Source organism: Pseudalkalibacillus sp. NRS-1564, assembly GCF_050467905.1.
GTDB lineage: Bacteria > Bacillota > Bacilli > Bacillales > Guptibacillaceae > Guptibacillus > Guptibacillus hwajinpoensis_B.
Genome location: NZ_JBITPM010000003.1, coordinates 17,876 through 42,108 on the forward strand (window position 1 = coordinate 17,876; position 24,233 = coordinate 42,108).

General features: G+C 39.3%; 27 protein-coding genes. 5 read left to right on the forward strand and 22 right to left on the reverse strand.

Annotation, left to right across the window (positions count from 1 at the left end; genetic code table 11):
- Positions 1-60: 60 nt before the first annotated feature.
- Positions 61-528 (reverse strand): DUF441 domain-containing protein, encoded by a 468-nt coding sequence (locus ACIFPW_RS01175; RefSeq protein ID WP_306558417.1) that lies wholly within the window; start codon positions 526-528, stop codon positions 61-63.
- Between the two features lie 137 nt (positions 529-665).
- On the opposite strand from ACIFPW_RS01175, the gene ytvI reads away from it, so the two are divergent.
- Positions 666-1,775 carry a sporulation integral membrane protein YtvI gene (gene ytvI / locus ACIFPW_RS01180; RefSeq protein ID WP_430241407.1) on the forward strand — a complete coding sequence of 370 codons (1,110 nt, stop codon included), beginning with the start codon at positions 666-668 and terminating at the stop codon, positions 1,773-1,775.
- A 199-nt stretch (positions 1,776-1,974) separates the two neighbouring features.
- Here the strand turns inward: ytvI and ACIFPW_RS01185 are convergent, their stop codons facing one another.
- From ACIFPW_RS01185 to ACIFPW_RS01235, 11 genes are all read right to left on the reverse strand, one after another.
- Positions 1,975-2,271, reverse strand: coding sequence for a putative quinol monooxygenase (locus ACIFPW_RS01185; RefSeq protein WP_430241409.1), 297 nt, complete (start codon positions 2,269-2,271; stop codon positions 1,975-1,977).
- Between the two features lie 31 nt (positions 2,272-2,302).
- Positions 2,303-2,938 (reverse strand): nitroreductase family protein, encoded by a 636-nt coding sequence (locus ACIFPW_RS01190; protein ID WP_430241411.1) that lies wholly within the window; start codon positions 2,936-2,938, stop codon positions 2,303-2,305.
- A gap of 27 nt (positions 2,939-2,965) precedes the next feature.
- Positions 2,966-3,400, reverse strand: coding sequence for a MarR family winged helix-turn-helix transcriptional regulator (locus ACIFPW_RS01195; RefSeq protein WP_430241413.1), 435 nt, complete (start codon positions 3,398-3,400; stop codon positions 2,966-2,968).
- A 249-nt stretch (positions 3,401-3,649) separates the two neighbouring features.
- Positions 3,650-4,042 (reverse strand): FxsA family protein, encoded by a 393-nt coding sequence (locus ACIFPW_RS01200; protein ID WP_194219301.1) that lies wholly within the window; start codon positions 4,040-4,042, stop codon positions 3,650-3,652.
- Positions 4,043-4,222: 180 nt separating this feature from the next.
- Positions 4,223-5,977 (reverse strand): pyruvate kinase, encoded by a 1,755-nt coding sequence (pyk, locus tag ACIFPW_RS01205; RefSeq protein ID WP_430241414.1) that lies wholly within the window; start codon positions 5,975-5,977, stop codon positions 4,223-4,225.
- 125 nt (positions 5,978-6,102) lie between these two features.
- On the reverse strand, positions 6,103-7,062 hold the full coding sequence (gene pfkA, locus ACIFPW_RS01210; protein ID WP_226614638.1) for a 6-phosphofructokinase: 960 nt from the start codon (positions 7,060-7,062) through the stop codon (positions 6,103-6,105).
- Between the two features lie 115 nt (positions 7,063-7,177).
- A complete protein-coding gene (gene accA / locus ACIFPW_RS01215) occupies positions 7,178-8,155 on the reverse strand; it encodes an acetyl-CoA carboxylase carboxyl transferase subunit alpha (RefSeq protein ID WP_404681375.1) in 978 nt (325 codons plus the stop codon).
- Positions 8,155-9,012 carry an acetyl-CoA carboxylase, carboxyltransferase subunit beta gene (gene accD, locus ACIFPW_RS01220; protein ID WP_430241416.1) on the reverse strand — a complete coding sequence of 286 codons (858 nt, stop codon included), beginning with the start codon at positions 9,010-9,012 and terminating at the stop codon, positions 8,155-8,157. Before accD ends, accA begins: the two co-directional genes overlap by 1 nt.
- Positions 8,957-9,694, reverse strand: coding sequence for a FadR/GntR family transcriptional regulator (locus ACIFPW_RS01225; protein ID WP_430241418.1), 738 nt, complete (start codon positions 9,692-9,694; stop codon positions 8,957-8,959). Before ACIFPW_RS01225 ends, accD begins: the two co-directional genes overlap by 56 nt.
- A gap of 173 nt (positions 9,695-9,867) precedes the next feature.
- Complete coding sequence (locus ACIFPW_RS01230) at positions 9,868-11,112, reverse strand: NAD(P)-dependent malic enzyme (protein ID WP_430241481.1); 1,245 nt, start codon at positions 11,110-11,112, stop codon at positions 9,868-9,870.
- A 124-nt stretch (positions 11,113-11,236) separates the two neighbouring features.
- The gene (locus ACIFPW_RS01235; RefSeq protein WP_430241420.1) at positions 11,237-14,590 is read right to left on the reverse strand and encodes a DNA polymerase III subunit alpha; all 3,354 of its coding nucleotides are present in this window, start codon (positions 14,588-14,590) and stop codon (positions 11,237-11,239) included.
- Positions 14,591-14,810: 220 nt separating this feature from the next.
- Between ACIFPW_RS01235 and ACIFPW_RS01240 the strand changes: the two genes are divergently transcribed.
- The 3 genes from ACIFPW_RS01240 (at position 14,811) to ACIFPW_RS01250 (ending at position 15,937) form a co-directional block, all read left to right on the forward strand.
- Positions 14,811-15,146: a YtrH family sporulation protein gene (locus ACIFPW_RS01240; RefSeq protein WP_194219635.1), complete on the forward strand. Its 336-nt coding sequence runs from the start codon at positions 14,811-14,813 to the stop codon at positions 15,144-15,146.
- Positions 15,143-15,649, forward strand: coding sequence for a sporulation membrane protein YtrI (gene ytrI / locus ACIFPW_RS01245; protein WP_194219293.1), 507 nt, complete (start codon positions 15,143-15,145; stop codon positions 15,647-15,649). Before ACIFPW_RS01240 ends, ytrI begins: the two co-directional genes overlap by 4 nt.
- Positions 15,650-15,745: 96 nt before the next feature.
- Entirely contained in the window at positions 15,746-15,937 is a 192-nt protein-coding gene (locus ACIFPW_RS01250) for a hypothetical protein (RefSeq protein ID WP_430241422.1), read from the forward strand.
- 63 nt (positions 15,938-16,000) lie between these two features.
- Here ACIFPW_RS01250 and ACIFPW_RS01255 read toward each other — a convergent pair whose 3' ends face one another.
- Positions 16,001-16,939 (reverse strand): DHH family phosphoesterase, encoded by a 939-nt coding sequence (locus ACIFPW_RS01255; RefSeq protein ID WP_430241425.1) that lies wholly within the window; start codon positions 16,937-16,939, stop codon positions 16,001-16,003.
- A gap of 108 nt (positions 16,940-17,047) precedes the next feature.
- On the opposite strand from ACIFPW_RS01255, the gene ACIFPW_RS01260 reads away from it, so the two are divergent.
- Positions 17,048-17,353, forward strand: coding sequence for a YtpI family protein (locus tag ACIFPW_RS01260; RefSeq protein WP_430241427.1), 306 nt, complete (start codon positions 17,048-17,050; stop codon positions 17,351-17,353).
- 52 nt (positions 17,354-17,405) lie between these two features.
- Here ACIFPW_RS01260 and ACIFPW_RS01265 read toward each other — a convergent pair whose 3' ends face one another.
- The 9 genes from ACIFPW_RS01265 to ACIFPW_RS01305 form a co-directional block, all read right to left on the reverse strand.
- Positions 17,406-18,716, reverse strand: a complete 1,311-nt coding sequence (locus ACIFPW_RS01265; protein ID WP_194219290.1) for a DRTGG domain-containing protein — start codon at positions 18,714-18,716, stop codon at positions 17,406-17,408.
- 107 nt (positions 18,717-18,823) lie between these two features.
- A complete protein-coding gene (locus ACIFPW_RS01270) occupies positions 18,824-19,060 on the reverse strand; it encodes a hypothetical protein (protein ID WP_194219289.1) in 237 nt (78 codons plus the stop codon).
- A gap of 104 nt (positions 19,061-19,164) precedes the next feature.
- Positions 19,165-19,845 (reverse strand): metal-dependent hydrolase, encoded by a 681-nt coding sequence (locus ACIFPW_RS01275; RefSeq protein ID WP_194219288.1) that lies wholly within the window; start codon positions 19,843-19,845, stop codon positions 19,165-19,167.
- Positions 19,846-19,944: 99 nt separating this feature from the next.
- Positions 19,945-21,489: a polyamine aminopropyltransferase gene (locus ACIFPW_RS01280; RefSeq protein WP_430241429.1), complete on the reverse strand. Its 1,545-nt coding sequence runs from the start codon at positions 21,487-21,489 to the stop codon at positions 19,945-19,947.
- Positions 21,490-21,518: 29 nt separating this feature from the next.
- Positions 21,519-21,914, reverse strand: a complete 396-nt coding sequence (locus ACIFPW_RS01285) for a DUF350 domain-containing protein (RefSeq protein ID WP_430241431.1) — start codon at positions 21,912-21,914, stop codon at positions 21,519-21,521.
- 18 nt (positions 21,915-21,932) lie between these two features.
- Positions 21,933-22,493, reverse strand: a complete 561-nt coding sequence (locus ACIFPW_RS01290) for a DUF4247 domain-containing protein (protein WP_430241433.1) — start codon at positions 22,491-22,493, stop codon at positions 21,933-21,935.
- Positions 22,494-22,519: 26 nt separating this feature from the next.
- Entirely contained in the window at positions 22,520-23,191 is a 672-nt protein-coding gene (locus tag ACIFPW_RS01295) for a PspA/IM30 family protein (RefSeq protein ID WP_430241435.1), read from the reverse strand.
- Positions 23,192-23,205: 14 nt separating this feature from the next.
- Positions 23,206-23,712, reverse strand: coding sequence for a DUF4178 domain-containing protein (locus tag ACIFPW_RS01300; protein WP_430241437.1), 507 nt, complete (start codon positions 23,710-23,712; stop codon positions 23,206-23,208).
- Between the two features lie 53 nt (positions 23,713-23,765).
- The gene (locus tag ACIFPW_RS01305) at positions 23,766-24,233 is read right to left on the reverse strand and encodes a DUF3939 domain-containing protein (RefSeq protein ID WP_430241438.1); all 468 of its coding nucleotides are present in this window, start codon (positions 24,231-24,233) and stop codon (positions 23,766-23,768) included.

Below are 24,233 nucleotides of genomic sequence, written 5' to 3' on the forward strand. Positions count from 1 at the left end.
CGAAAATCTGAATTGATAATCAAAGAAATACTGCACAACCGCCCCTTCCTGAACAGTCGTTCAGTTAAAAAGTTCGACAATCTTCATAGCCATGTAGGCAATTCCAGCTCCTATTAATGGACCTACAGCAATCCCTTGAAAAACAGCAACTGCAAGAATAGTACCAAATACAAGTGCTGTCGTAATATGCGGATCATTCTGAAGTAAGACGATGCCTTTTGAAGCTATGATGGCTACAAACACTCCTGCCCCCATCGCAATCCAGGCATAGGAAGATTTGACAGCTTCTCCAAGTTGCTTAAATCCTATTTCACCACTAGCAATTGGAACGAGTACGGCAATGGTTATAATCGTAACGCCCCATGAAATGCCTTTGGATTGGAATATCGGAAACACTTTATCACCTAATCCCACTGCTTTGATTAGTAACAAAACGACTACCGCAATGATCAGTGAGCTATTCTTCGCTACAAGTGCGATCCCAAGTAAGATAAGCAAAAAGATGGTAGGCTGTGAAATAATTGTCATATAACTCCCTCTTTCACACTAACAGAACTCTTATAGTATAACAAATTTTATGAATTTAAGCACGGATCACCTCAATCCCAATTGATTGTCACGAAGCAACCGGTGTAAAATATAGGAAAGACATAAGGGGGATTCAAATGAATTGGAAGTACATACATAGAATCTTACGCTTTCTACTTGTCATTCTTCTTATTATTGTTTCTCTGATCTCCTTTTATTATATCTGGCATCTTGCTTATCCATTTGTCATCGCTCTTTTGCTCGCTTTTCTAATTAACCCTCTCGTAGACTTATTAGAAAACCGAGCGAAAATACCGAGGCCGCTCGCTGTAGCCCTATCAATTCTATTCCTTATCGGAGTCCTTGCTGCCTTTATTGCTCTGCTAGTAAATGAAGTTGTACAAGGCGTTGTATACCTCGCAAATGTATTACCAGGAAATTTCCAAGAAATTGTCTTATTCATAGAAGATCTTTTCGTGTCTCACGTCATGCCACTTTATTATCAGCTTGAAGAATTATTTAAGGATTTGAACAAAGATCAACAAACCACAGTACTCGATAATATCCAGTCCATTGGAACAACCATTACAACTACCCTTACGAATATACTTCAAACTCTTGTTGAAGGAATCCGCTCGTTTATTGTCAGCTTACCTACGATCCTAACAGTTCTGATCTTTTCTATGCTTGCCACTTTTTTTATTAGTAAAGACTGGTATAAGTTCATAAATTGGATGAAACTAAAAGTAAAAACTGATATCCAAGAAAGTATTAGCACCGTTTATATTGACTTAAGACGCGCTCTTTTTGGTTTTTTGAAAGCACAGCTTACCCTTATTTCAATGACAGCAATTATCGTTTTAATTGGTCTTTTTATTTTACGAGTAGATTATGCGATTACCATAGCGATTATCATTGGGCTTGTCGATTTACTACCATACCTTGGTACAGGCGCAGTTTTCGTGCCATGGATGATTTATTCCTTTTTAATCGGAAACTACGGATTGACCATAGGACTTTCTATTCTTTATGGAATTGTCGTGATTCAGCGGCAAGTCATGGAGCCTAAAGTGCTATCATCGAATATTGGACTTGATCCTCTCGCAACATTGATTGCTCTCTTTGTAGGCTTCCAACTATTTGGATTCATTGGTCTAATCATCGGCCCAGTTCTTCTCGTGGTACTAAAAACTCTTTATCACGCAAATGTTTTTAAGGACATTTGGGTTTTTATCAAAGGAGTATAAGTTTAATTACACTGTTAACTTTAGTGGTTCTTACAACCTTTGCTCGCAACCAATTAGATGAATCTCTAATAGAAAAATCGGCCTGGGTGACTTTATCAAATCTCCTTTAATAATAAAAGCAAAAAAAGCATGGCAGCAACGTCTCATTTAGACGATACTGCCATGCTAGAGCCGAAAGGTTCTCGCTATCTACTAATTATTATTTTTGTATCTCAGTAGCGTCATAAACTTTAACATCTAAAGGTGCAACTAGATATTCTGGTGCTTTACCTACAAAAGCTTGAAAATGAGCACTTTGGTTATGCGCATCGACTGCAGCCATATCTTCATAAGCTTCAATCATTTTATAAGTGTTCTCTTTTTCAACTTCTTTTGAAAGTGTATAAGAAATGTTACCTTCTTCATTTCTAGCCGCTTCAATCAAAGTTGTCACTTCTTTAAGAAATTCTTCTTCTTTAGCCGGGTTAATTTGTAATCCTGCATGAATAATAATCATTGTTCATTTCCTCTTTTCAATTTTAAATTTTTTATTTCCACTCTGCAATCGATTCAATAGGTAAGCGTACAGATTTGTAGCCTTCATTTGCTGCTTTACCAATTGAAAGCAACATAACTGGGTAGTAACGCTCTTTATCCATACCGTAAGCTTCAGCGATTTGAGCTTTCTCATATCCTCCAATTGGATTGGTGTCATAACCGTGTGCACGTGCAGCAAGCATTAACTGCATGGATACCAAACCACCATCAATGATGTTCATTTCTCTAAACTGCTCTGTTGACATTCCTTCTAACAACCCTTTAATCGCTGGAAGCTGCTGATCTCTAACTTCTGCAGGCATATACCCTTTTTGTACAGCAGTGTCATAAATTTCATCAGCATAGTCCAGGCTGTTCATATCAACAAAAACGGCAATCATTGCTGAAGAAGTTTCAACTTGAGACTGGTTGAATTTAGCAAGTGGTGCTAATGTCGCCTTTCCTTCTTCGCTATCAATAACGACAAAACGCCATGGTTGAAGGTTCACTGAAGAGGGTGCGAGTGTTGCTTCAGTTAGTATTTCAGTCATCTCTTCTTTACTTATTTTCACGGATGGATCATAATGGCGGATTGAGCGGCGCCCTGTAATAATTTCGTTAAAGTCATTTATTTTCGTTGCATTCATCGTTAATTCTCCTTAGTACTTTTCTAGTTAGTATTGAATATCTTTAATGTTATTTTGAATACGGTTAAGCATATTCGATAATTCTGATTGTTCCTGCTCAGTAAAATCTTTTAGTACCTTTTGAATGAATTGCTCTTTCTCTTTCCGAAAAGATGCAATTCGATCTCTGCCTTCTTCTGTTAACCTCACGAAGGTAAACCGGTTATCATCTGGATTTTTACGACGAGCAACCATTTTTTTCACTTCCAACTGCTTTAAATGTCTCGTTACAGCAGCGCTATCAATATTCACTTCTTTCTGCAATGCTGTTTGGCTAATTTCATCAACCTCAAACAATTTATGCAGGAGCTCTAAGCGAGACTGACTGATGCCGGTGCATCGTTCGAATTTAGGGCTCATTTGCTTGTAAATATCATTTAACTGATATAAAATTTCGCCTTCATTTGAACAAGAATTCTTCAACGCATCCTCCTCCTTCAATCAGTTGATGGGTCAATCGTTGACTCATCAACTAATATACTAGATGAGTTCCTTGATGTCAACAATAAAACCTTAATTAATTGATAGGTCAACCATTGATCTATCAATTAATATAATTTACTTGTTTATACAATGTCAAATCACACTTTATTTCTTCCAATAGAAAAGGAGCTTGAATATGTATTCAAGCTCCTTAAGGACATTTCATTATACGTTTCTAAGGCAGAATTTTTACCTTCTAATAAACATAAACTGACCATTATTCATTCGACGTTCAAGGAATTTCTTAATCCATCTCTTAAAAGGTTTTCTCGTTGCCGGGATGAGAAGTAAAAATCCTGTTGCATCTGTGATGAAGCCTGGTGTGAGTAGAACGACACCACCTACGAGTATGCATAGACCATCTAGAATAGCATCTCCAGGCATCTGGCCTGATTGCATTTGTCTGTTAACCTTTTGGATCGTTTCTGCCCCTTCTTTACGCGCAAGCCACGCCCCTAGAATCCCTGTACCAATAATCAATAATACTGTCGGAATAAGTCCCAGTGTTCTTCCTGACAGAAGTAACAAAGCGATCTCTAGAGCTGGAACGATAATAATAAAAAGCAACAAAATACGAAACATGACATAGCTCCCTCAATCATAATCGGGAAATTGTCCCGTTAACACTATTATACGTGATTTGAAATAATTTTCGAACTCAATTGCACCATTAACCTAATCCCCAGTGAAGAATACCCAAAATAAGTTAAATAATAAAGGCTGTCGATTTTCTCGACAGCCTTTTAAAAGTTTCAATCTTGCTTATAGAATGCTTGCTTTCCCGTTGTAAATAATTCCAGTCGTTGCATCAAGTGTTACTTGTTGACCTTCTTCGAATAGTTGTGTCGCATTTTCAAGACCAACTACGACAGGTAGTCCAAGACTAAGACCTACAACTGCAGCATGGCAAGTAAGTCCGCCTTCTTCTGTAATAAGTCCTGCTGCCTTCTCTAGAGCAGGAACCATATCTTTATCAGAGCCAATCGTAACTAGAATTGTGTTTCCATCTGCTTTATCAATCGCCTCTTGAGCATTTTTTGCGATAGCGATTCTTCCTGAAATAGATGTTTTCCCAATTCCTTGAGCTTTTGCAAGAATATCACCGATAACGTGAACTTTCATCAAGTTCGTTGTACCAGATTCTCCAACTGGAACACCAGCAGTAATAACAACTGTATCTCCGTGATTTACAATTCCAGACTGGATTGAAGCGTCAACTGCAACTTCTAGCATTTCGTCTGTTGTTGATACTTTGTGTCCTTCTTGTGCATGAACGCCCCATACAAGAGCAAGCTTGCGGCATACGCTAGCCGTATTTGTTACAGCTACAATCGGTGCCTTCGGACGGTATTTAGCAATCATACGCGCTGTATGTCCGCTCTCAGTAGCTGTAATAATTGCTGGGACGTTTAAGTTATAAGCTGTGTGAGCTACTGATTCACTAATCGCATTTGTTGTATTTGTTTCTGTTTCTTTACTTCTTACAGAAAGAAGCTCACGGAAGTTTAATGATTTTTCAGTATAAGAAGCAATGTTATGCATAGTTTGAACAGCTTCTACCGGATAAGATCCTGCAGCTGTTTCACCTGAAAGCATGATTGCATCTGTGCCATCAAGAATAGCATTGGCAACGTCACTCGCTTCCGCACGAGTTGGACGAGGATTACGCTGCATAGAATCAAGCATTTGTGTTGCAGTAATAACAGGCTTTCCAAGTGCATTACACTTTTTAATAAGCTGCTTTTGTACAAGAGGTACTTCTTCAGCAGGAATTTCAACACCTAGGTCACCACGAGCAACCATTAAACCATCTGAAATCTCAAGGATGGAATCGATGTTATCAACACCTTCACGGTTTTCAATCTTAGGGATAATTTGAATGTCAGTTGCTTTATGCTTCTCAAGAAGTTTACGGATATCAAGAACATCGGATACTCGACGAACGAATGACGCAGCAATAAAGTCTACACCCTGTTCAATGCCGAATTCAATATCTGCAGCATCCTTATCTGTAATACCAGGAAGGTTAACGCTCACGTTTGGTACGTTAACACCCTTTTTGTTTTTCAATGTTCCATTATTTAGAACCTCAGTATAAAGTTCATTCTTCTCAATTTGCTTTACTTCAAGTTCAATCAATCCATCATCAAGTAAAATCTTAGATCCAACATGAACATCATTAACAAGGTCAGGATATGTGACAGAGATTTTCTCTGTTGTACCAAGTACTTCTTCCATAGAAACGATAAGCTGTTGACCAGCCTCAAGATCGATCCCACCGTTCTCCATATTGTTCGTGCGGATTTCCGGGCCTTTTGTATCTAAAAGGATCGCAACGTTTTTTCCGAGCTTTTCAGCAACTGCACGGATTGATTTAATACGATTACCGTGTTCTTCAAAATCACCATGTGAGAAATTCAAACGAGCAACGTTCATCCCTGCATTAATCAATTTTTCTAGAGTTTGTTCATTTTCACTTGCTGGTCCAATCGTACAGACAATCTTAGTTTTGCGCATGGGTCTGTCTCCTCCTAAAAAGCTATGCTTCAATTAGTTTTCTTCATAACAACTATGTTATGTAACATTTTCAGACATTACGATACACCCCTTATGTTTAAAGGGGTGAACCACTTAAGGTCTTTTTAAATAGATAATTCCTTTGCAAGCTGACACATTTTTTGATTGACTTCATGTGGTAGAGCGAGTGCTTCGTTAATATCCATATCAACAATTTGGTTGTTCTGAATACCAACTGTTCGCCCTTCTGCTCCTTCAAGTAGAAGTTCAACAGCACGTGCTCCAAGACGGCTTGCTAGAACTCGGTCCGAAGCAGTTGGTGAACCACCACGTTGAACGTGACCAAGAACGGTTACACGTGTTTCCATGTTCATCTCTTCTTGGATTTGTTTCCCAATTTCAACACCACTTCCAACACCTTCAGCAACAACAATAATACTGTGACGTTTTCCGCGATCATGGCCGCGCTTCAGACGACTCAAGATATCGGACAACTCGAACTTCTCCTCAGGAATGAGGATTGATTCAGCACCGTCAGCCAGACCTGACCAAAGAGCGATATCTCCTGCGTCACGTCCCATTACCTCGATCACATATGTACGCTCATGAGATGTCGCCGTGTCACGAATTTTATCAATAGCTTGAATAACTGTATTTAGTGCTGTATCAAAACCAATCGTAAAGTCTGTTCCAGGGATGTCATTATCAATCGTTCCTGGAATTCCAATCGTCGGGAAGCCATGACCAGTTAATTTCTGAGCTCCACGGTAGGATCCATCTCCTCCGATTACGACTAGACCCTCAATACCAAATTTCTTTAAGTTCTCTACACCCTTCAGTTGACCTTCAAGTGTCTTAAATTCAGGGCAGCGAGCAGAATATAACATTGTACCGCCACGATGGATAATATCAGCTACAGAACCGATTTCCATTTTCTCTATATTTCCATTAATCAACCCGGTATATCCGTGGTAGATCCCATAAACTTCAATATCATGGTAGATTGCTTTTCGAACGACAGCTCGAATAGCAGCGTTCATTCCTGGTGAGTCTCCTCCGCTGGTTAGTACACCAATACGTTTCATAACTGTTCACCTCATTAATTCTTTGTGTTATTAAAATATCAAATACGGTCGTTGAATACAATAGCTAAGCTACATCGCAAAAAAGTGCTTTCTCTATAACGAGAAAGCACTTTCCTTATTTTAAGCCAATGGTATCGGTTACAAACGTATATTGTCCGATATTTCTGTATTTTTCATAGCGTTGATTCACAAGCTCCTGTTTGGAAAGTTGTGTCAGTTCTTCAAGTGATTTGACAAGTGCCGATTGAATCGCCTTCGCCTGTTCTTCCATATTCCGATGAGCCCCTCCCTTTACTTCAGGGATAATCTCATCAATGACATTTAGTTCTTTCAAATCTGGCGCCGTGATTTTCATAGTATCAGCTGCCTGCTGAGCTAAACCAGAATCCTTCCACAACAAAGCCGCAGCTCCTTCAGGAGAAATAACGGAATACCATGAATTTTCAAGCATGTGCACGTGATTACCTACGCCAATCGCTAACGCACCTCCACTCGCACCTTCTCCAATAACAATGCAAATGATTGGAACGGTTAGCCCCGCCATTTCAATCAAGTTACGTGCAATCGCTTCACTTTGCCCTCTTTCTTCCGCTGCCTTACCAGGAAACGCTCCTTTAGTATCTAGGAGAAAAATAACGGGACGTTGAAATTTTTCGGCTTGTTTCATGAGACGAAGCGCTTTACGATAGCCTTCAGGATGTGGCATTCCAAAATTTCGTCTAAGATTCTCTTTTGTATCTTTACCACGCTGATGGCCGATAACCGTAACAGGTTTTCCTTCAAAGGTTGCAATACCACCTACAATCGCTTCGTCATCACCAAACAGTCGATCACCATGCAATTCAAGAAAGTTCTCAAAAATACGATCGATATAATCAGAAGTTGTGGGACGTTCAGGATGTCTAGCCAATTGGACACGGTTCCACGCTGTTAAATTCTCGTAAATTTCTTCTTCCATTTTTGAAAGTCTTTTTTGAAGACGAGAAACCTCATCATTAAGATCCACATTCTTTTCTTCCATGAAAGAATGTAATTCAGTAATTTTATCTTCTAACTCTTGGAGAGGTCGTTCAAAATCAAGTCTCTGTGCCATTATTCTTCACCTCCATTTCCATGAATCATTAGTACCTGACCGAGTATCTTCTTCATATCAGCTCGATGAATCACGCGATCCAACTGACCATGATGAAGGAGAAATTCAGCTGTCTGAAAATCTTCTGGAAGATCTTCACGAATCGTTTGCTCAATAATTCGCCTACCAGCGAAGCCAATCAAAGCCTTAGGTTCAGCGAAATTAAAATCGCCTACAGAAGCAAAACTCGCTGATACACCACCAGTTGTAGGATGTGTCATTATAGAAATGAATAGTCCACCGTCATCACTAAATCTTTTAAGCGCTACGCTGGATTTCGCCATTTGCATCAAACTCAAAACACCCTCTTGCATTCGAGCACCGCCCGATGCAGTAAAGACAATAAACGGGATTTTTTCTTTATGCGCATGCTCAATCGCTCTTGTGATTTTTTCTCCTACCACTGAACCCATGCTTCCCATTCGAAAACGTGCATCCATTACTGCAATAGCTGTTCGGTAGCCATCTATTGTTCCTTCACCCGTTACAACCGCTTCATTCAATGAGGATTTCTTTTGATCCTTCTCCAAACGCTCAACATAATCCGGAAAAGAGAGCGGGTTTTCTGAAATCATATCTGCATCCAGTTCTGTAAAAGAACCTGTATCAAGCGTATCCTTTAATCTTTCAGGGGCTGACATTTGATGGTGATACCCACATTTCACACAAACCTTATGCGATTTTTCCAGCTCTTTCGTATAAATAATACTTTTACACCCTGGACACTTTGTCATAATGCCTTCAGGTACATCTTGTTTTATTTTATCTGAGGGAACCGTCGCATACTTCTTCTTCTTGTTGAATAGATCCTTTAACAAAGTTGACCATCCCTTTCACAATATCAAACATATTTGCTATTCTTCCGCTTTTTTTTATTTCATACGTGTCAAATAAACAAATGGCACTTTCCTTATTCCTAGAAGTCAATGCATCAATCATGGATTCATAATACTCTTTAGGGCGGAAAGTTAACTGGTGCCAAATTGTCTGATGGTAATCCGCAAGCTCTCCCCATAACCTCATGAGTAGATGATTATGAGTTGATGAAACAATAACTCGGAAGAAAGCTGTATCAAATTCAGTCGAAAAAATATTTCGACCGGAAGAGTTGTCCTTATATTCCATCATAGTTCTTAATCGATCAAGATATTCATCTGAGATTCGATCACACGCCACCCTTAGAATATCTTTTTCAATTAACCTTCTAGTTTCTAACAGATCTTCTTTAGACTTAGTATCTTTTAGAATAAAGGAGGCAATGACTTCTACAAGTCGATGATCTCTAGCATTTGCAATAAATGTCCCTTCTCCTCGACGAGTTTCAATTAGACCAAGCATTTCCATTGATCTTAACGCTTCTCTTACGGAAGATCTTCCGGCATTTAAGCGCTCAGAAAGCTCCCTTTCCGAAGGGAGCTTATCACCGGTTTGTAAACCATCGTTATAAATAATCGCTTTTATTTTCTGAAGGATATTCTGATAAACTTTCCCCTGACTCATCATGGGAAATCAACACCCTTTCCTGACTGAAAACAAATAGGAAAAGTAGACATTTGCGGTTTGGAACCGTGAATGCCTCTTAACCAAAATGAATGTTTAGAAGATAAGCTGTTTTTCATGTTCTCCATAAATAAAATGCAAGAAAAAAGTGAGAAAGTCAAGCTCTTCCCCACTTACTCGTTATCTTCTTCAATAATAGCGAGAGAACGTGTCTTTTCTTTAACTGATTCAGGATCTACGTTTATACGAGCCACACCCGTCTCCATCGCAGCTTTCGCTACACTAGCAGCAACAGCAGGTGCTACTCGTGGATCAAACGGTGCGGGAATAACGTAGTCGGCGCTCAAATCTTCTTCAGCAACAAGTTCTGCAATAGCATGTACAGCAGCAACCTTCATATCTTCGTTAATATGAGTTGCTCTAACATCAAGTGCGCCTCGGAAAATTCCAGGGAACGCTAGAACATTATTTATTTGATTTGGGAAATCTGATCGCCCAGTACCAATAACCTTAGCTCCTGCTTCTCTTGCATCATTTGGCATGATTTCAGGATTAGGGTTAGCCATTGCAAAAATAGTTGGATCGTCGTTCATAGATTCGACCATTTCTCTCGTCAGTGCTCCCTCAACTGAAACCCCAATGAAAACATCTGTGCCTGAAATAACTTCTTTCAATGACCCTTCTGCTTTGTCACGATTTGTATACTTCGCAACTTCTGCCTTCACGTCGTTCATTCCATAAGAACGGCCTTCGTAAATAGCACCTTTCGAATCACACATAATGATATCCTTTACACCAAAACGATTCAAAAGCTTAATAATGGCGATGCCTGCAGCTCCAGCACCATTGATAACGACTTTAATTTCACTCATTTTCTTACCTGATAGTTTCAAAGCATTGACAAGCCCTGCTACCGTAACAATGGCAGTGCCGTGTTGATCATCATGGAAAATAGGGATATTTGTTTCTTTTTTTAATCTTTCTTCGATTACAAAACAATTAGGGGCAGCAATATCTTCAAGGTTAATACCACCAAAAGTAGGTTCCATTAACTTTACTGTCTGCACAATTTGATCTACATCAGTCGTATTTAAGCAAATAGGAAATGCATCAACACCAGCAAAACTTTTGAAAAGCACTGCTTTCCCTTCCATTACAGGAAGTGCTGCTTCCGGCCCAATATTTCCAAGTCCAAGAACGGCTGTGCCATCGGATACGACGGCAACCATGTTTCCTTTCATCGTATATTCATATACTTTATTCTTGTCATCATAAATTTCTTTACAAGGCTCTGCAACACCTGGTGAATAAGCTAGACTTAAATCCGTAGCGTTTCGAACCGGCACCTTCGATTTAGATTCTAGTTTTCCTTGTCTCACTCTGTGAATATGTAGAGCTTCTTCTCTCGTAATGGACAATAAACCCACTCTCCTTTTTTCAGAAGCATTAGATGATGTTAACAATTTCCCTAGTACAATTGGGCAGTGGTCAGACCACTCTATTTTCACCATTATAACAAATCACCATTAGCTGTAAAGATTTTCATCGAGGCTTTTTCACAACATTGTTTTCACCAAGTAATTTTTTCAAGGCGTGAAGACAGTCAGTATCAGGGTTTACAAGCCATTCTTTACCGAGCTTTACGGTTTTATCTGTTTCACTATAATAAACTACGACCTCTGCATCACCCTCATAGTTTCGAAGCACTTCCTTCACTTCACTTAGCATACTTTTATGGTGAGGCTCAACTTTCAGAAATAAGGTTTTCTTCTCTTTCTTTGGTTGAACATCACTTAGCTTCATCGCTCTAGAAATAATAATATTCGTTTGATCATTTCGTTTCTGCCCTACACCATCAACGTAAAGAAATTGCCCTCTCGATAAAAGACTCTCCAATTGCTCCCAAACATCAGGAAAGGCGACTCCTTCTATTTCTCCCGTTTCATCACCCAACGTTAGAAAAGCCATCATTTGTCCTTTCTTCGTGCGAATACTTCTGACCTTCAATACCTCTACAGCTAACCTTAATGGAGCTCGATCTGAAGCATTGATGGCGTCCCTCGTAACATCTCTTACGTATCCCTTCAAATTTTCTAAATAGGGATCAAGAGGATGGGCTGTTAAATAAAACCCAATTGCTTCTTTCTCGAATGCAAGCATTTCTTTTTCATCAAAAGGGGGAACGCTCTCGTGAGCTGGTTCAGCCTCACCATCTTCAAAAAAACCTTTTTGTCCATTTTGTTCAGAGCCATAGTTCATGGCCCCTTCGAGTGAAGCGAGCATCGAAGAACGACTTACCCCGAACTCATCCATCGTACCAGCAAATATCAACGATTCAAGTGCGCGCTTATTTACTATTCTTAGTGAAATTCTTGCACATAAATCAAAAAGGCTTTTATAAAAGTGATTCCTCTTATCTAAGATTTCTTCTATAGCATTTTTACCGACATTTTTTACTGGAAGCAAACCGAATCTCAAGGCCTCATTTTCAACAGTGAAGGTTTCTTTGCTTTTGTTGATTGACGGCGGATGAACCGTCATGCCTTTCTGTCTCGCTTCTGATAAATACATAGCAAGTCTATCTTGGTTTCCGATTGCAGATGTTAATAGACTCGAAAAGAAGTAACGTGAATAGTTAGCTTTTAAATAAGCTAGTTGATAAGCAATCACGCTATAAGCTACTGCATGACTCCGATTAAATCCGTAATCCGCAAATCGGACAATGTACTCATATACTTTAACAGCAGTTTCTCTAGGATATCCCTTTGCAAGACAACCACTAACGAAATGCTCTCTTTCAGATTCAAGAACTTCACGCTTCTTCTTAGATACGGCCCTTCTTAATAAATCCGCTTCTCCAAGAGAAAAACCTGCTAATTTTGATGCAATTTGCATGATTTGCTCTTGATACACGATAACTCCATAAGTTGATTTTAGAATTGGTTCAAGATCTGGATGGAGATAATCAATTGAACGTTCTTTATGTTTACCTGAAATGAAGAGCGGAATGTTTTCCATTGGACCCGGCCTATATAAAGCATTAACAGCAACAATATCTTCAAATTCAGTTGGCTTCAGCCTCCTCAGCACTTGACGCATGCCATCAGATTCAAGTTGAAAAACACCTGTTGTATCAGCTTTTTGCAGCAGTGAGAAGGTAGGTTGATCATCCATTGGAATTGTAGAAAGCGAAGGGCGCACGCCTGTTTCACTTTCGATATCATTTAATATCCCTTCAATTAAAGTTAAATTTCGAAGTCCAAGAAAGTCCATTTTCAAAAGACCTACTTCTTCTAAATCGTTCATGGGAAACTGCGTCAAACTAATATGATGACCACCAAGTAAAGGTACATGTTTCGTAAGCGGCTCAGCTGAAATAACAATTCCTGCGGCATGTGTTGATGTATGACGTGGTAGCCCTTCAATCGTACTTGCTATGTCAAAAACCTGTTTTCCTTCAGAGGTAGATGATATGAGATCCATGAGTGCTTTTGACTCTTCTTTTGCCTGTTTCAACGTCATTCCAGGTCTTGAAGGAACTGCTTTAGACATCGCATCCAGAAGCTTCGTATCTACTTCTAATACTTTTCCAACGTCACGAATTGCAGCTTTTGCAGCAAGCGTACCGAATGTTACGATTTGGGCTACTCGGTCATGTCCGTATTTCTCGTAAACGTATTCAATGACCTCATCTCTTCTTACATCAGGAAAGTCGATGTCAATATCTGGCATCGTAACTCGTTCTGGATTCAAGAAGCGCTCAAATAGAAGGTTGTGTTCGATAGGATCCACATCTGTTATATGCAATAAGTAAGCAACGAGAGAGCCAGCCGCCGATCCTCTCCCCGGACCTGTAATCATATGATGATCATGAGCATATTTCATGAAATCCCAAACAATTAGGAAATAATCATTAAATCCCATCTCATTGATAATTGAAAGTTCGTAATCTAATCGGTCCGTCACATGTATACCTGGATCGTGATATCGCTCAGCTAAATGGTTTATACATATCTCCTTCAAGAACTCAAAAGCCGATTTTCCGTCAGGAACTGGATAAACGGGTAAGTGCGTTTGTTCGAAATTCAGTTTGACAGAACATCTTGCGGCGATCTTAGTTGTGTTTGCAAGAGCTTCCTCATAACCCTTAAACCGCTCTCTCATTTCTTCCTCAGAGGTTAAATAATATTCATGATTAGGTAAGGCCACCTTGTCTTTCTCTTCATAACGTTGCCCTGTATCAATACACCTTAAGCAATCATGTGCTTCCCCATCTTCTTGATTAATATAGTGAACCGCATTTGAAACGGTTAATGGAATGTTCGCTTTATTGGCAAGCTTGGAAATTAACAAGTTAAGGTGTCTTTCTTCTCTAAGAGAATGATCCTGCATTTCGAGATAGAATCCCTCTTTGAAAACACGTTGATACTCCATTGCCATTTGTAAGGCGACCGTATCTTCTTCATAAAGAAGGGCTTTTCCAATTTCACTATGAAGGGTCCCAGATAAGGCAATGAGACCATCTGATCTTTCAAATAAATTTGTTTTATCTATGTATGGTTGTGGCCCCCCTGTACTTTGCATTTGCGTACTGATATTCAATAAGTTCTCATAACCTTCCGTATTAACAGCAAGTAGAACAAGGTTATCCAAATGTTGGTCCCGCTGATGGAGAGAAGACTCATCCCCAACGCTTACCTCTAGTCCGATTATTGGCTTTATTCCCTTTGCTTGACATGCTTTATAGAATGGAATTGTCCCATACATTGTTCCTTTATCTGTCAGAGCCATAGACTGAAATCCTTTTTGTATTGCAGATTCAACAAGTGATTCAATTCGACTTGGGCTATCTAGCAGACTATATTCACTGTAAACACGAAGATGCACAAATTCCATATATAATCCCACTCTCAATTTGCTATTACTTTCTATTATAAATACTTCCACCTTCTCAAACAAACATTATCAAGCATATCCCTCTCTCCTAATTGCATAGGCTGTACTAAAAGCGAAAAATAGGCTGATTTATAATCACACACTTTTTCTTCAACTTTTTATGTGCTGTGAAGACAGAAAAAGTTACTTCATGAAATTTGATACGAAAGAAGGAATCAAAATGGAGAGAGTAACTCTCGTAACATTAATTATCGCGTTTTTCGTTGCATTTGGTGTGATTGTTGGAGGGTCAATTATCGGAGGAATCGGGGCATTCCTTTCTGGTGAGCCACCACTACACTGGATCTATATCGTTGCACAAAGATTAAAAATCTGGGCGATTGCCGCAGCAATTGGCGGAACATTTGATACGATAAATAACATGGAAAGAAGTTTTCTCAGTGGTTCTCCAGATGAAATCATGCGCCAATTTTTATGGATTTTCTGTGCGCTTGGTGGGGCGCAGGCAGGTATGGAGATCATTAACTGGCTTACTCAGGAACGCTCTTCCTTATGAGAGTTCCGCAAATTTATTCTAGAAAAGGGTGGCAACGATTTCTTGCAGGTCTTTCTGTAGGGGTCATCTTTGGGTGGTTATTCTTTCTGATGCTATTCGGCATTATGTACGAAAAGCAGATCACAACGATTAAAGAACAAAAAATTGAAATCTCGGACTTAAAAACCCAAAATCAAACATTGCTCGATGATCAAGTAAATTATAATAATAAAGAAATCGAAAAAACTCTTCTCGTCAAAAAAATCGAAGTCACTTTCGAGAAAGATAATGATCTACCATTAAACTCATTAACGCGCCACGAGTTAAAGAAAGAAATTCAAACCGAATTAAATGATCTTCTCAACAAGGATCTCGGAGCGATTTCTAGAACCAGAAGCTTTATCATTCAATCCCTCGAAAACAAAACGCTCATGATTGACAATATTAAATATGGTTTTAAAGTGAAGCAATTTATTCTTTGGACAACAGTCGAGGTGGTGCTTACAATTGAACTCGTTCAATAGCGAAAATAAAACTATTTTGTGACCTTTTGTCAGACAAGTCGCAATTTTCTTAGGTGTAGTATATGATAAGAGTATAGAAAATTGGGAGGTGGCGCGATGGTTATTGATCGCAAACAAATCGCGAGAGCGAAAATTGCTGATTTAATGAATGGGCGATCCGCTTACGCAGAGTCACACGAAATGACTGCTCTAACTAAAAAGGAATTGCAATCACTTAACATCGACGTGCACGAAGACGTGACAAGCTTTGGTTCGTGGTTTATACCTAAATCGCATGATCAAGTGTAAATGTGGTAACAACAAAGACCGGCGCTCTCTCAATAAAGGAGACCCCGGTCTTTTAACTTGTTATTATACTTCTTCGCACACTTTGTCTAGCTCCGCAAGAACGTCATCAGCCTCTGCCCACGAATAAACAGTTGCCCCCGCAGCCATTGGATGTCCGCCACCATTAAATTGAGCAGCAATTGTATTCACAACAGGCCCTTTTGAACGAAGACGAACACGAATTTGATCTGGTTCCTCAATGAAGAAAACCCACGCCTTCAAACCCGCTACATTAGAGAAAGTATTCACTAGCTGTGATGCCTCACTAACCGTTACGCCATATGAAGCAACTGTTTCTTTTGTGATTTTCATCCATCCAGCACCAGTTTCTGATGTTTCAAAATGCTGTAAGACATATCCGTTTAAGCGAGCGATATGCTGTTCCGTTTTGTATAGTTCCTTATATAAAGAGCCTGTATCTACACCAAACTTCAAGAGCTCACCTGCATACATAAAGGTACGCTGAGTCGTATTAGAAAACATAAAACGTCCGGTATCACCTACTATACCTGCATAAAGAAGAAAAGCTCCTTTTTCAGAAAGCTTGTACCCTCGTTCCTTAGCAGTAAGGTACAAATCGACAATCATTTCACTAACAGAGCTTGAAGAAGTGTCCACCCAGAGAAGATCACCATAAGGGTCTTCATTTGGATGATGATCGATTTTAATTAAGAGCTTGCCATTACGGTATCGGTTATCACTAACCCTAGGCTGATTCGCCGTATCACAAACAATGACAAGTGCGTTATGATATGTTTCATCCTGAACCTCATCCATTCGGTTCAGGAATGTAAGTGATGGTTCTTCTTCACCAACCGTAAACACACGCTTCTTTGGAAAAGAAGTTTGTATAAGCTCGGCAAGTCCTCCCTGCGAGCCAAGTGCATCAGGATCTGGGCGCACATGACGATGAATTATAATGGTCTCATATTGTTCGATAGCATCTAATATTTGTTCCTTCATCAACTTTCTCCTTTCGACCGCTTCCCAATTGTTACGTATATGTCATAGATTTTCAGTACTAAATTCTATACAATAGAAAAGAACCTTGAATTATGGAGGAAAACAGTCATGCCTATCTTTGTCATATTAATTGTCTTTTCAATCGTTTTCTATTTGTTTTATCGAGTAAAAGCTGTTCGACATAACGGTGTCGCAACAACTCAATGGCTTAATTCAAAAGCAAGCATTGCACTCGGACTTTTCCTTGTCTTTTTTGCCATTAATACGCTTACCGTTTCTTTATCAACGGTCACTGTGATTGTTGCCGCTGTCTTTATTTTACTTGGTCTTGTAAACGTTACAGTCGGCTATAAAAAGTATCGACACTATCTTCCATTTGCAATCGAAGAAGCAAAGGATATGAAACTAAACTAACAGCGCTATGTTTACTTGTAAAACCGCCACGGATTTATTTCTGGCGGTTTTTTTATCGATCAATCAATTGCGCCATCATAAGAGCCTTTCCTACGACCGCACCTTCATGATAAATTTCAACATCTACTTTACCAAATTTCCTTGATACCTCGAGAACTTTAGGCACAATTTCAATTGTATGATCAATTTGAACCGGTTTGATGAAATAAAGTGTAATGTTTTCTACTACTAAATCACCCTTTTTGTATTTCTTCAAAACTCGACTCCCAGCTTCAGTGACTAGGGTTGTTACAACACCATAAGATAACGTTCCAAGTAGGCTCGTCATTTGAGGTGTTACCTCACAGCTATAGCGACTTTCCGATCCAGTGGAAATATCTTTGATTTGACTCGTAATAAGGTCGTCAAAGGTTTCCCCTATCTGTGGTTGCTGCTGAATCATTTGAAGAGCCTTAAGTACATCCTGTCTACTAATAATACCGATAAGTCGCTGATATTGATCGAGAACAGGAAGCATCTCTATCCCTTCCCAGATCATTGTATGAGCTGCAGAAGCGACGGACGTTTGCTCATTAACAGTGAGCGGGTGTTTTGTCATCACCTTAGCTATTGACGTTTCATGCTGTTCACCTAAAATATCTTTAGATGTCACAATGCCTTGAACCTTCATATTTGGATCCACAACCGGATAGCGACTATGCAATGTTGATTCATTTAGCTCATGCCAGCGACCTACACTTTCTGTTGTCACTAGAAAGCTCGTTTTCGTAAGCGGCGTTAATATGTCACTTACTAGAGCTATTTCTTTCTTAATTAATCGATCATATATCGCACGATTAATCATTGTTGCCACTGTAAAGGAGTCATAGGAGGTAGATATAATTGGCAAATCATATGCATCCGCCATTTTCTTCACATCATCCTGCGCATCAAAACCACCAGTAATAAGGACAGCCGCCCCGGCTTCTAGTGCAATTTTATGCACGTTGTCGCGATTACCGACTATGAGCAAACTACCAGGATCGACGTAACGCATCATAGCCTCTAGCTTCATCGCACCGATAACAAACTTATGAAGGGTTTTATGTAAACCATTTCTTCCTCCAAGCACCTGCCCATCGACGACGTTCACTACTTCAGCATACGTGAGTTTTTCGATATTTTCTTTCTCTTTTTTTGTGATTCGGATCGTCCCAACCCGTTCAATCGTGCTGACCGTCCCTTTGTTTTCAGCATCCTTAATCGCTCTGTATGCTGTACCCTCACTAACTTTTAATTCTCTAGCAATTTGACGCACGGATATTTTACTTCCTACTTCTAGCGTTTCAATGTAAGAGAGGATCTGTTCATGTTTCGTTGTCAATTTCTTTCACCATACTTTCTACATGCACATCTGTATCAGTAGCTAAACTACTTCTGTTATAGTGGTGTTTGAATTGACTTCATTATACATAACACAGACCTATAACTTCAACGACCGTATTGTTTTTTTCTTAATTCTTCTACTGAATCATTAACTGTCATAGGTTTTCTCTCTTGCTTTCCAAAAAATAATCCAGAAAGATTTCCACCAAGTGCCATAATGGCAAATAAAAGCCAGAGACTAAAAAAAGCACCTTCTAGCGTTAAATCAATTTGAAAGCGCGGCATAGCATCATACATCAAAAACAGAATGCACAAGACGGATAAAAACAATCGTTGTTTCACAATGATTCCCCCTCATAGTCTTTCTAAAAGGGTATGTTCAAGTCCGCGTATTTAATACGCTTATCAAACACAAAACCGATGCAGGGCATCGGTTTTGTGTTTGATTACAATTCGATTGTTTCTCCTGTTTGAAGAACCTTACCTTTTGTACCTTCAAGACTTTCAGTAAACGCCTCGCCATTTTGTTCAATAAGCGGGAAAGTATTGTAGTGAATTGGTACGGTTATTTCAGCTCCTATCCATTTTGCAGCGATAGCTGCATCTTCAGGACCCATAGTAAAATTATCACCAATTGGTAGAAACGCAAGATCAATTTGCTTATTAGATAATAGCTTCATATCAGAATAAAGCCCAGTATCACCCGCGTGGTAGACCGTCTTACCTTCTGCGCTAAAGAGAATACCCGCTGGCATCCCTGTGTAAATGATTTGCTGGTTTTCTTCCTCAGTGTAGCTCGAACCATGGAATGCCTGAGTTAGCTTCACATTACCAAACTCAAACTCATGTGCCCCACCGATTGCCATAGGATGCGTGTTAACACCTTTAAAACCAAGATATGTAGCAAGTTCGAATGGAGCTACGACTAATGCATCGTTTCGCTTTGCAATTTCAACTGTGTCACCAACGTGATCATTGTGTCCATGTGTTAGCAATATCACATCGCAAGTAACTTGATCCGCATCTAAATCACATTGACCATTACCGGAAATAAAAGGATCAATTAAAATTTTTGCTTTGTTCGTAACAACTTCTACAACTGAATGACCATGAAATGTAACTTTCATTTGTTATCGCTCCTTTAACAATTGGGTTTCATTACCTTCCCTAAAACGCTAGGAAGTGGGTTCTCTACTTATTACGTTCCCTTTGATAAACGATCTAAACTAATAATACAACCAGGCATTCTCATATTTTTCAATTAAATGAGGGCGAATTAGAGTATTAGGTTCAAAGCTGATTTTATTGCCATCTTTCACCATGTGACTGTCCTCATCTTTACCAAATACAGTAAGAGATGGAATCATCTCGTCTGAAAGATAATCGGTTTGAACTGAAATATCCAATTTCTCTTGAGCTACAGGATTCCTTGTTGCCATAACAAAACCCCAGTTCCCGAAAATTGGAATATCAACGTGATAATTTGACGTTCGTAGTCCAGTTTCTGAAATCGTTCGATCAATCGTCCAATAAGCTTCCCTCGCAAATAAAGGACTAGTCGCCTGCACCATTAGCGCCCCATCTACATCTAAATGATTGCGCAATAAAGAGTAGAACTCCCACGTGTAAAGCTTATTCAAAGACTCATTATTTGGATCTGGGAGATCAGATATGATGACATCAAACATTTTTTTCTGTTTTTCAATGTATTGAAAGGCATCTTCATTATGAATATCGACACGTTTATCCTCAAGTGAATGCTCATTTAATTCCATTAATAAATGATGATTCTTCGCTAGTTTTACCATTTCCGGATCTAGATCCACTACCGTAATGGATTTCAGATCGTCATATTTAAGTAGCTCTCTAACCGCAAGTCCATCTCCACCTCCAAGTATAAGAACATCCTCCGCTTCTTTAACAGCAGCCATAGGAATATGGACAAGTGTTTCATGGTACCTATGTTCATCACTTGAGCTAAACTGAAGCTGTCCATCCAAATAAAGTCTTAGATCTCCCTGCTCCTTCGTTAAGGTGATTTTCTGATAGGATGTTTCCTCAGAGTAAATGATGGGGTCTTTGTATAGGCGCTGCTCAAATGAGAACGCCATCTCCTCTCCAAATAAAGTCCCACCAATCATTAGTACAAACAGAAGAAAGGCTACTCCAATATAGATTCCTTGATAGACGATCTCTTTTCTAAATGAATAAATCATCCAAAATGCAACGAGAATGTTTACAATAGCTACAAGGAAGGCTGATTTTACTAGACCGAATTCCGGACGAAGGTAAAAAGCAAATAACATTCCTCCTATAAGTCCCCCAGCATAGTCAGAGAAGAGCACCCTGGCCGTGCTTTTGTTCATTTCCACGCCAATCTCATTCGCTTTCCGAATAAGAATGGGTAATTCAAGACCAGTTAGTCCACCAACAATGAGAATAATGGAATAGAGTACAATGGCTGTTGCTTCTTCTCCCGCAAAAGCTGTAATTCCAAACACAGCAAAACTTGAAAATCCTCCAATTAAGCCAATAAGAAGCTCAATTGCAATGAATCTCGTAATCAGGTTTTTAACTACCTTTTCACTCAATGATGCGCCAATACCCATACCTGTTAGAAAGAGCGAAATAGTTAACGTGTATTGCTTAACCCCGTCTCCGAGTATGTAAGAACCCAGTGCGCCGAACAGCACTTCAAAAATAATACCGCAAATGGATACAATTCCTGAAGCCCAGTACAATTGACTGCTTTTACTTAACGTCTTGCTCATGACTTCCACCTTCAGCTGATCATTTCTTTTTACGTAATTGATGCTCCTACTACTAAGCCCAGGCCTATTGAAACACACATCGATAGAATGCCTATTGATACGACACCTTCACTAAGCTTCTGTTCAACCGAAAATCGTCTAGTAAGAAAATCAAAAATATAATAGGCAACTAATTGAAGCACTACACCATACGCTCCCCAAATAATTGTTTCGAGAACATCCGAACTATGGTATATAGAGAATGCTAGTATTAAACAAATCCCGATTATCTTACCACCTATTGAAAGTGCAACGGCCGTGTTCCCGTTCTCAATCTGTTCCCAGTCCTTATATTTCGTCGTGATCAATTCAAACACAATCAATCCAACTACAACAACGACAATCGCCGCTATAAAATAAAAAAATGTTAATAGAAATGGCCCCATGTCATGATCCTCCTTTGTTTATTTTCCTGTTCCAGGTCCGCCCCCACGATTAGATCCTCGGAATGATGGAATCGTGGACGGTCCTTTATATGAACCTCCAGTAGATCCATAACCGCCATAACAATTTCCGCTAGCGTTCTGACAGCGGTTCTTCTGCTTCTTGCCCCAGTCGTCTACATCAAGTATTTCATCAAGAATGTAGTAAGCTAGCAACCCATCAAAGAAATCCGGCTGGTAATTATCTCTCACAAAGCCAACTGTCGCAACTTCAACTAGTGTGTTTGATGGCTCATCACTTTCTTCTAATGTAACGATATAGTCATCATAAACAATAATTTGCTTACCTTCTTTTAATTCACTGACTTCATTCGGCTTTATTTGTTCCTTAAGATAGGTGGCAACAGAAGGAATATCTTCCTCAGCAAGATAGACCTTTGAGGTATCGTTTGAATCCACGCTACTCGCTACAACATCTTCAAGCTGATAGCGGTCTTCAACAATTTCGAGAATATCCTTCGTAATCCCACATGCCGATAAGAGCAGAATGAATGCTGTCAGCAATCCTATTAGCCATTTCATTCTTCCACCCCATTTAAGGGGAAAGGTTATTCTTTCCCCATTTTTTTCTTTAGCTCAGCTAATTCATCATCGATTCCATTATTTTTATCGAGGGCCTCAAGCTCATCATCAAGCGAACGATTTTTGGAACGCATATCTTCACTTGTTTCTGCTTCTGCCTCATATTGAAGGACCTTTTCTTCCATACGCTCAAATCCTCGTTTAGAATCATCACCACCAATATCAGACATGGCGCGATTCATTTTTGTTTTTGTTTTAGCTGACTCAGCTCGAGCCTTCAAACTATCTTTCTTCAGTTGCATTTGACGATATTCTTCTTTCATTTCATCTAATTTTGAGCGAAGAGAGTCGGCGTCAGCTTTTGCTCTTTCGTACGATACCTTTAATGTTTCCGCTTTGGCTTCATGATCTTTCTTATCCTGAAGCGCTCTTCTTGCAAGATCATCGTTATCAGTTTGGAGAGCTTTCTCAGCTTGCCCCTGACGCTTAGTCACCATAGAATTAGCATCGTCCCATTTTTTCTTTAACATCTTTTCATTAGAGATTTGTTTTGCAACAGCGGTTTCTGCTTCTCTTATATCCGCTTCCATATCCCTCATAAATTGCTCTAGCATTTTTACGGGATCCTCCGCTTTATCAAGTGCAGCGTTTAATTCAGAAGACATAATCGTTTTTACTCTTTTAAACATTTTAAACATTCGCTTTCATCCTCTCATTTGCTTCCAGCAAGAATTTTGATTTCATAATCTTCAATCGCGTAACCTTTACTCACTTCTACTTCGGAACCCCAGACTTCAATGGATAGATAACTTGATTCATCTTCATTGGAAAAATCATAATACTCGACTTCCTGTCCATCTAGATTACTTCCTCGTCCATTGCCCGTCACCTTTGCGTAACCATGTTCCTCTTTATAATAAATAACGGAATCAATGCTTATTTCTTCAGGAATTGGTTTCGAGATTTTTTCTTTTACATTTCGATAAATGCCTAGCTCTAGTTCATCATCCATTTCAACACTAAGCCAGATCGAAGATGATCCTGAAATTAACTGGTATGCTTGCCATTCGTAACCTTTATTATGATATGTTAGCGTCCCCACAACCTCATAATCCTCAAGATCATATGTGATGATATCTCCTACCTGAATCGTAAAAACCGTTCTTTCTTCTACCTTCTTCTCTTCTTTCTTTCCAAAAAACTTTGATAAAAAACTCATACCGCGACCTCCCATCCTCTCTTTCATACGAATGATCGAGAAAAATGTTCCCGTTATTTTTCCCGTTTTCTATGTGTAACCATACTTTCCTGTTCTGTAAAATAGAAATCCAGTGGCGGTCGTTCTGTTAAAAGAGCTTTTTTCTCTAGCTTAAAAAAACTAATTTTTTTATACGGGTCTCCTTCAATAATTGGAGGTGCTTTTTCAGAACGAATGTATGCATCTACCGCTCTTTGCACTGCATCAATCCAAAAAGGAATGTGACGGTTTTCCTCTTCAAAGAGTTCGAATGTCTCTTTTGACATATAAAATGATTTAGAAGGAATGCCTCCAAGATGGGGAGCGAGGAGAGAAGAATCAAGTTCATTATTTTCTTTTACCAATACTTTCAATGAGATCCCATCTCTTTTCTTATCAGCAAATGCTCCGACAGCCTGTCGTATCTCATGAAGGCTTGCATCTATTATCCCGATTGAATGTTGCGGATTGTTTTTAATGCTTTTTTTACTCCAAAAAGCCAT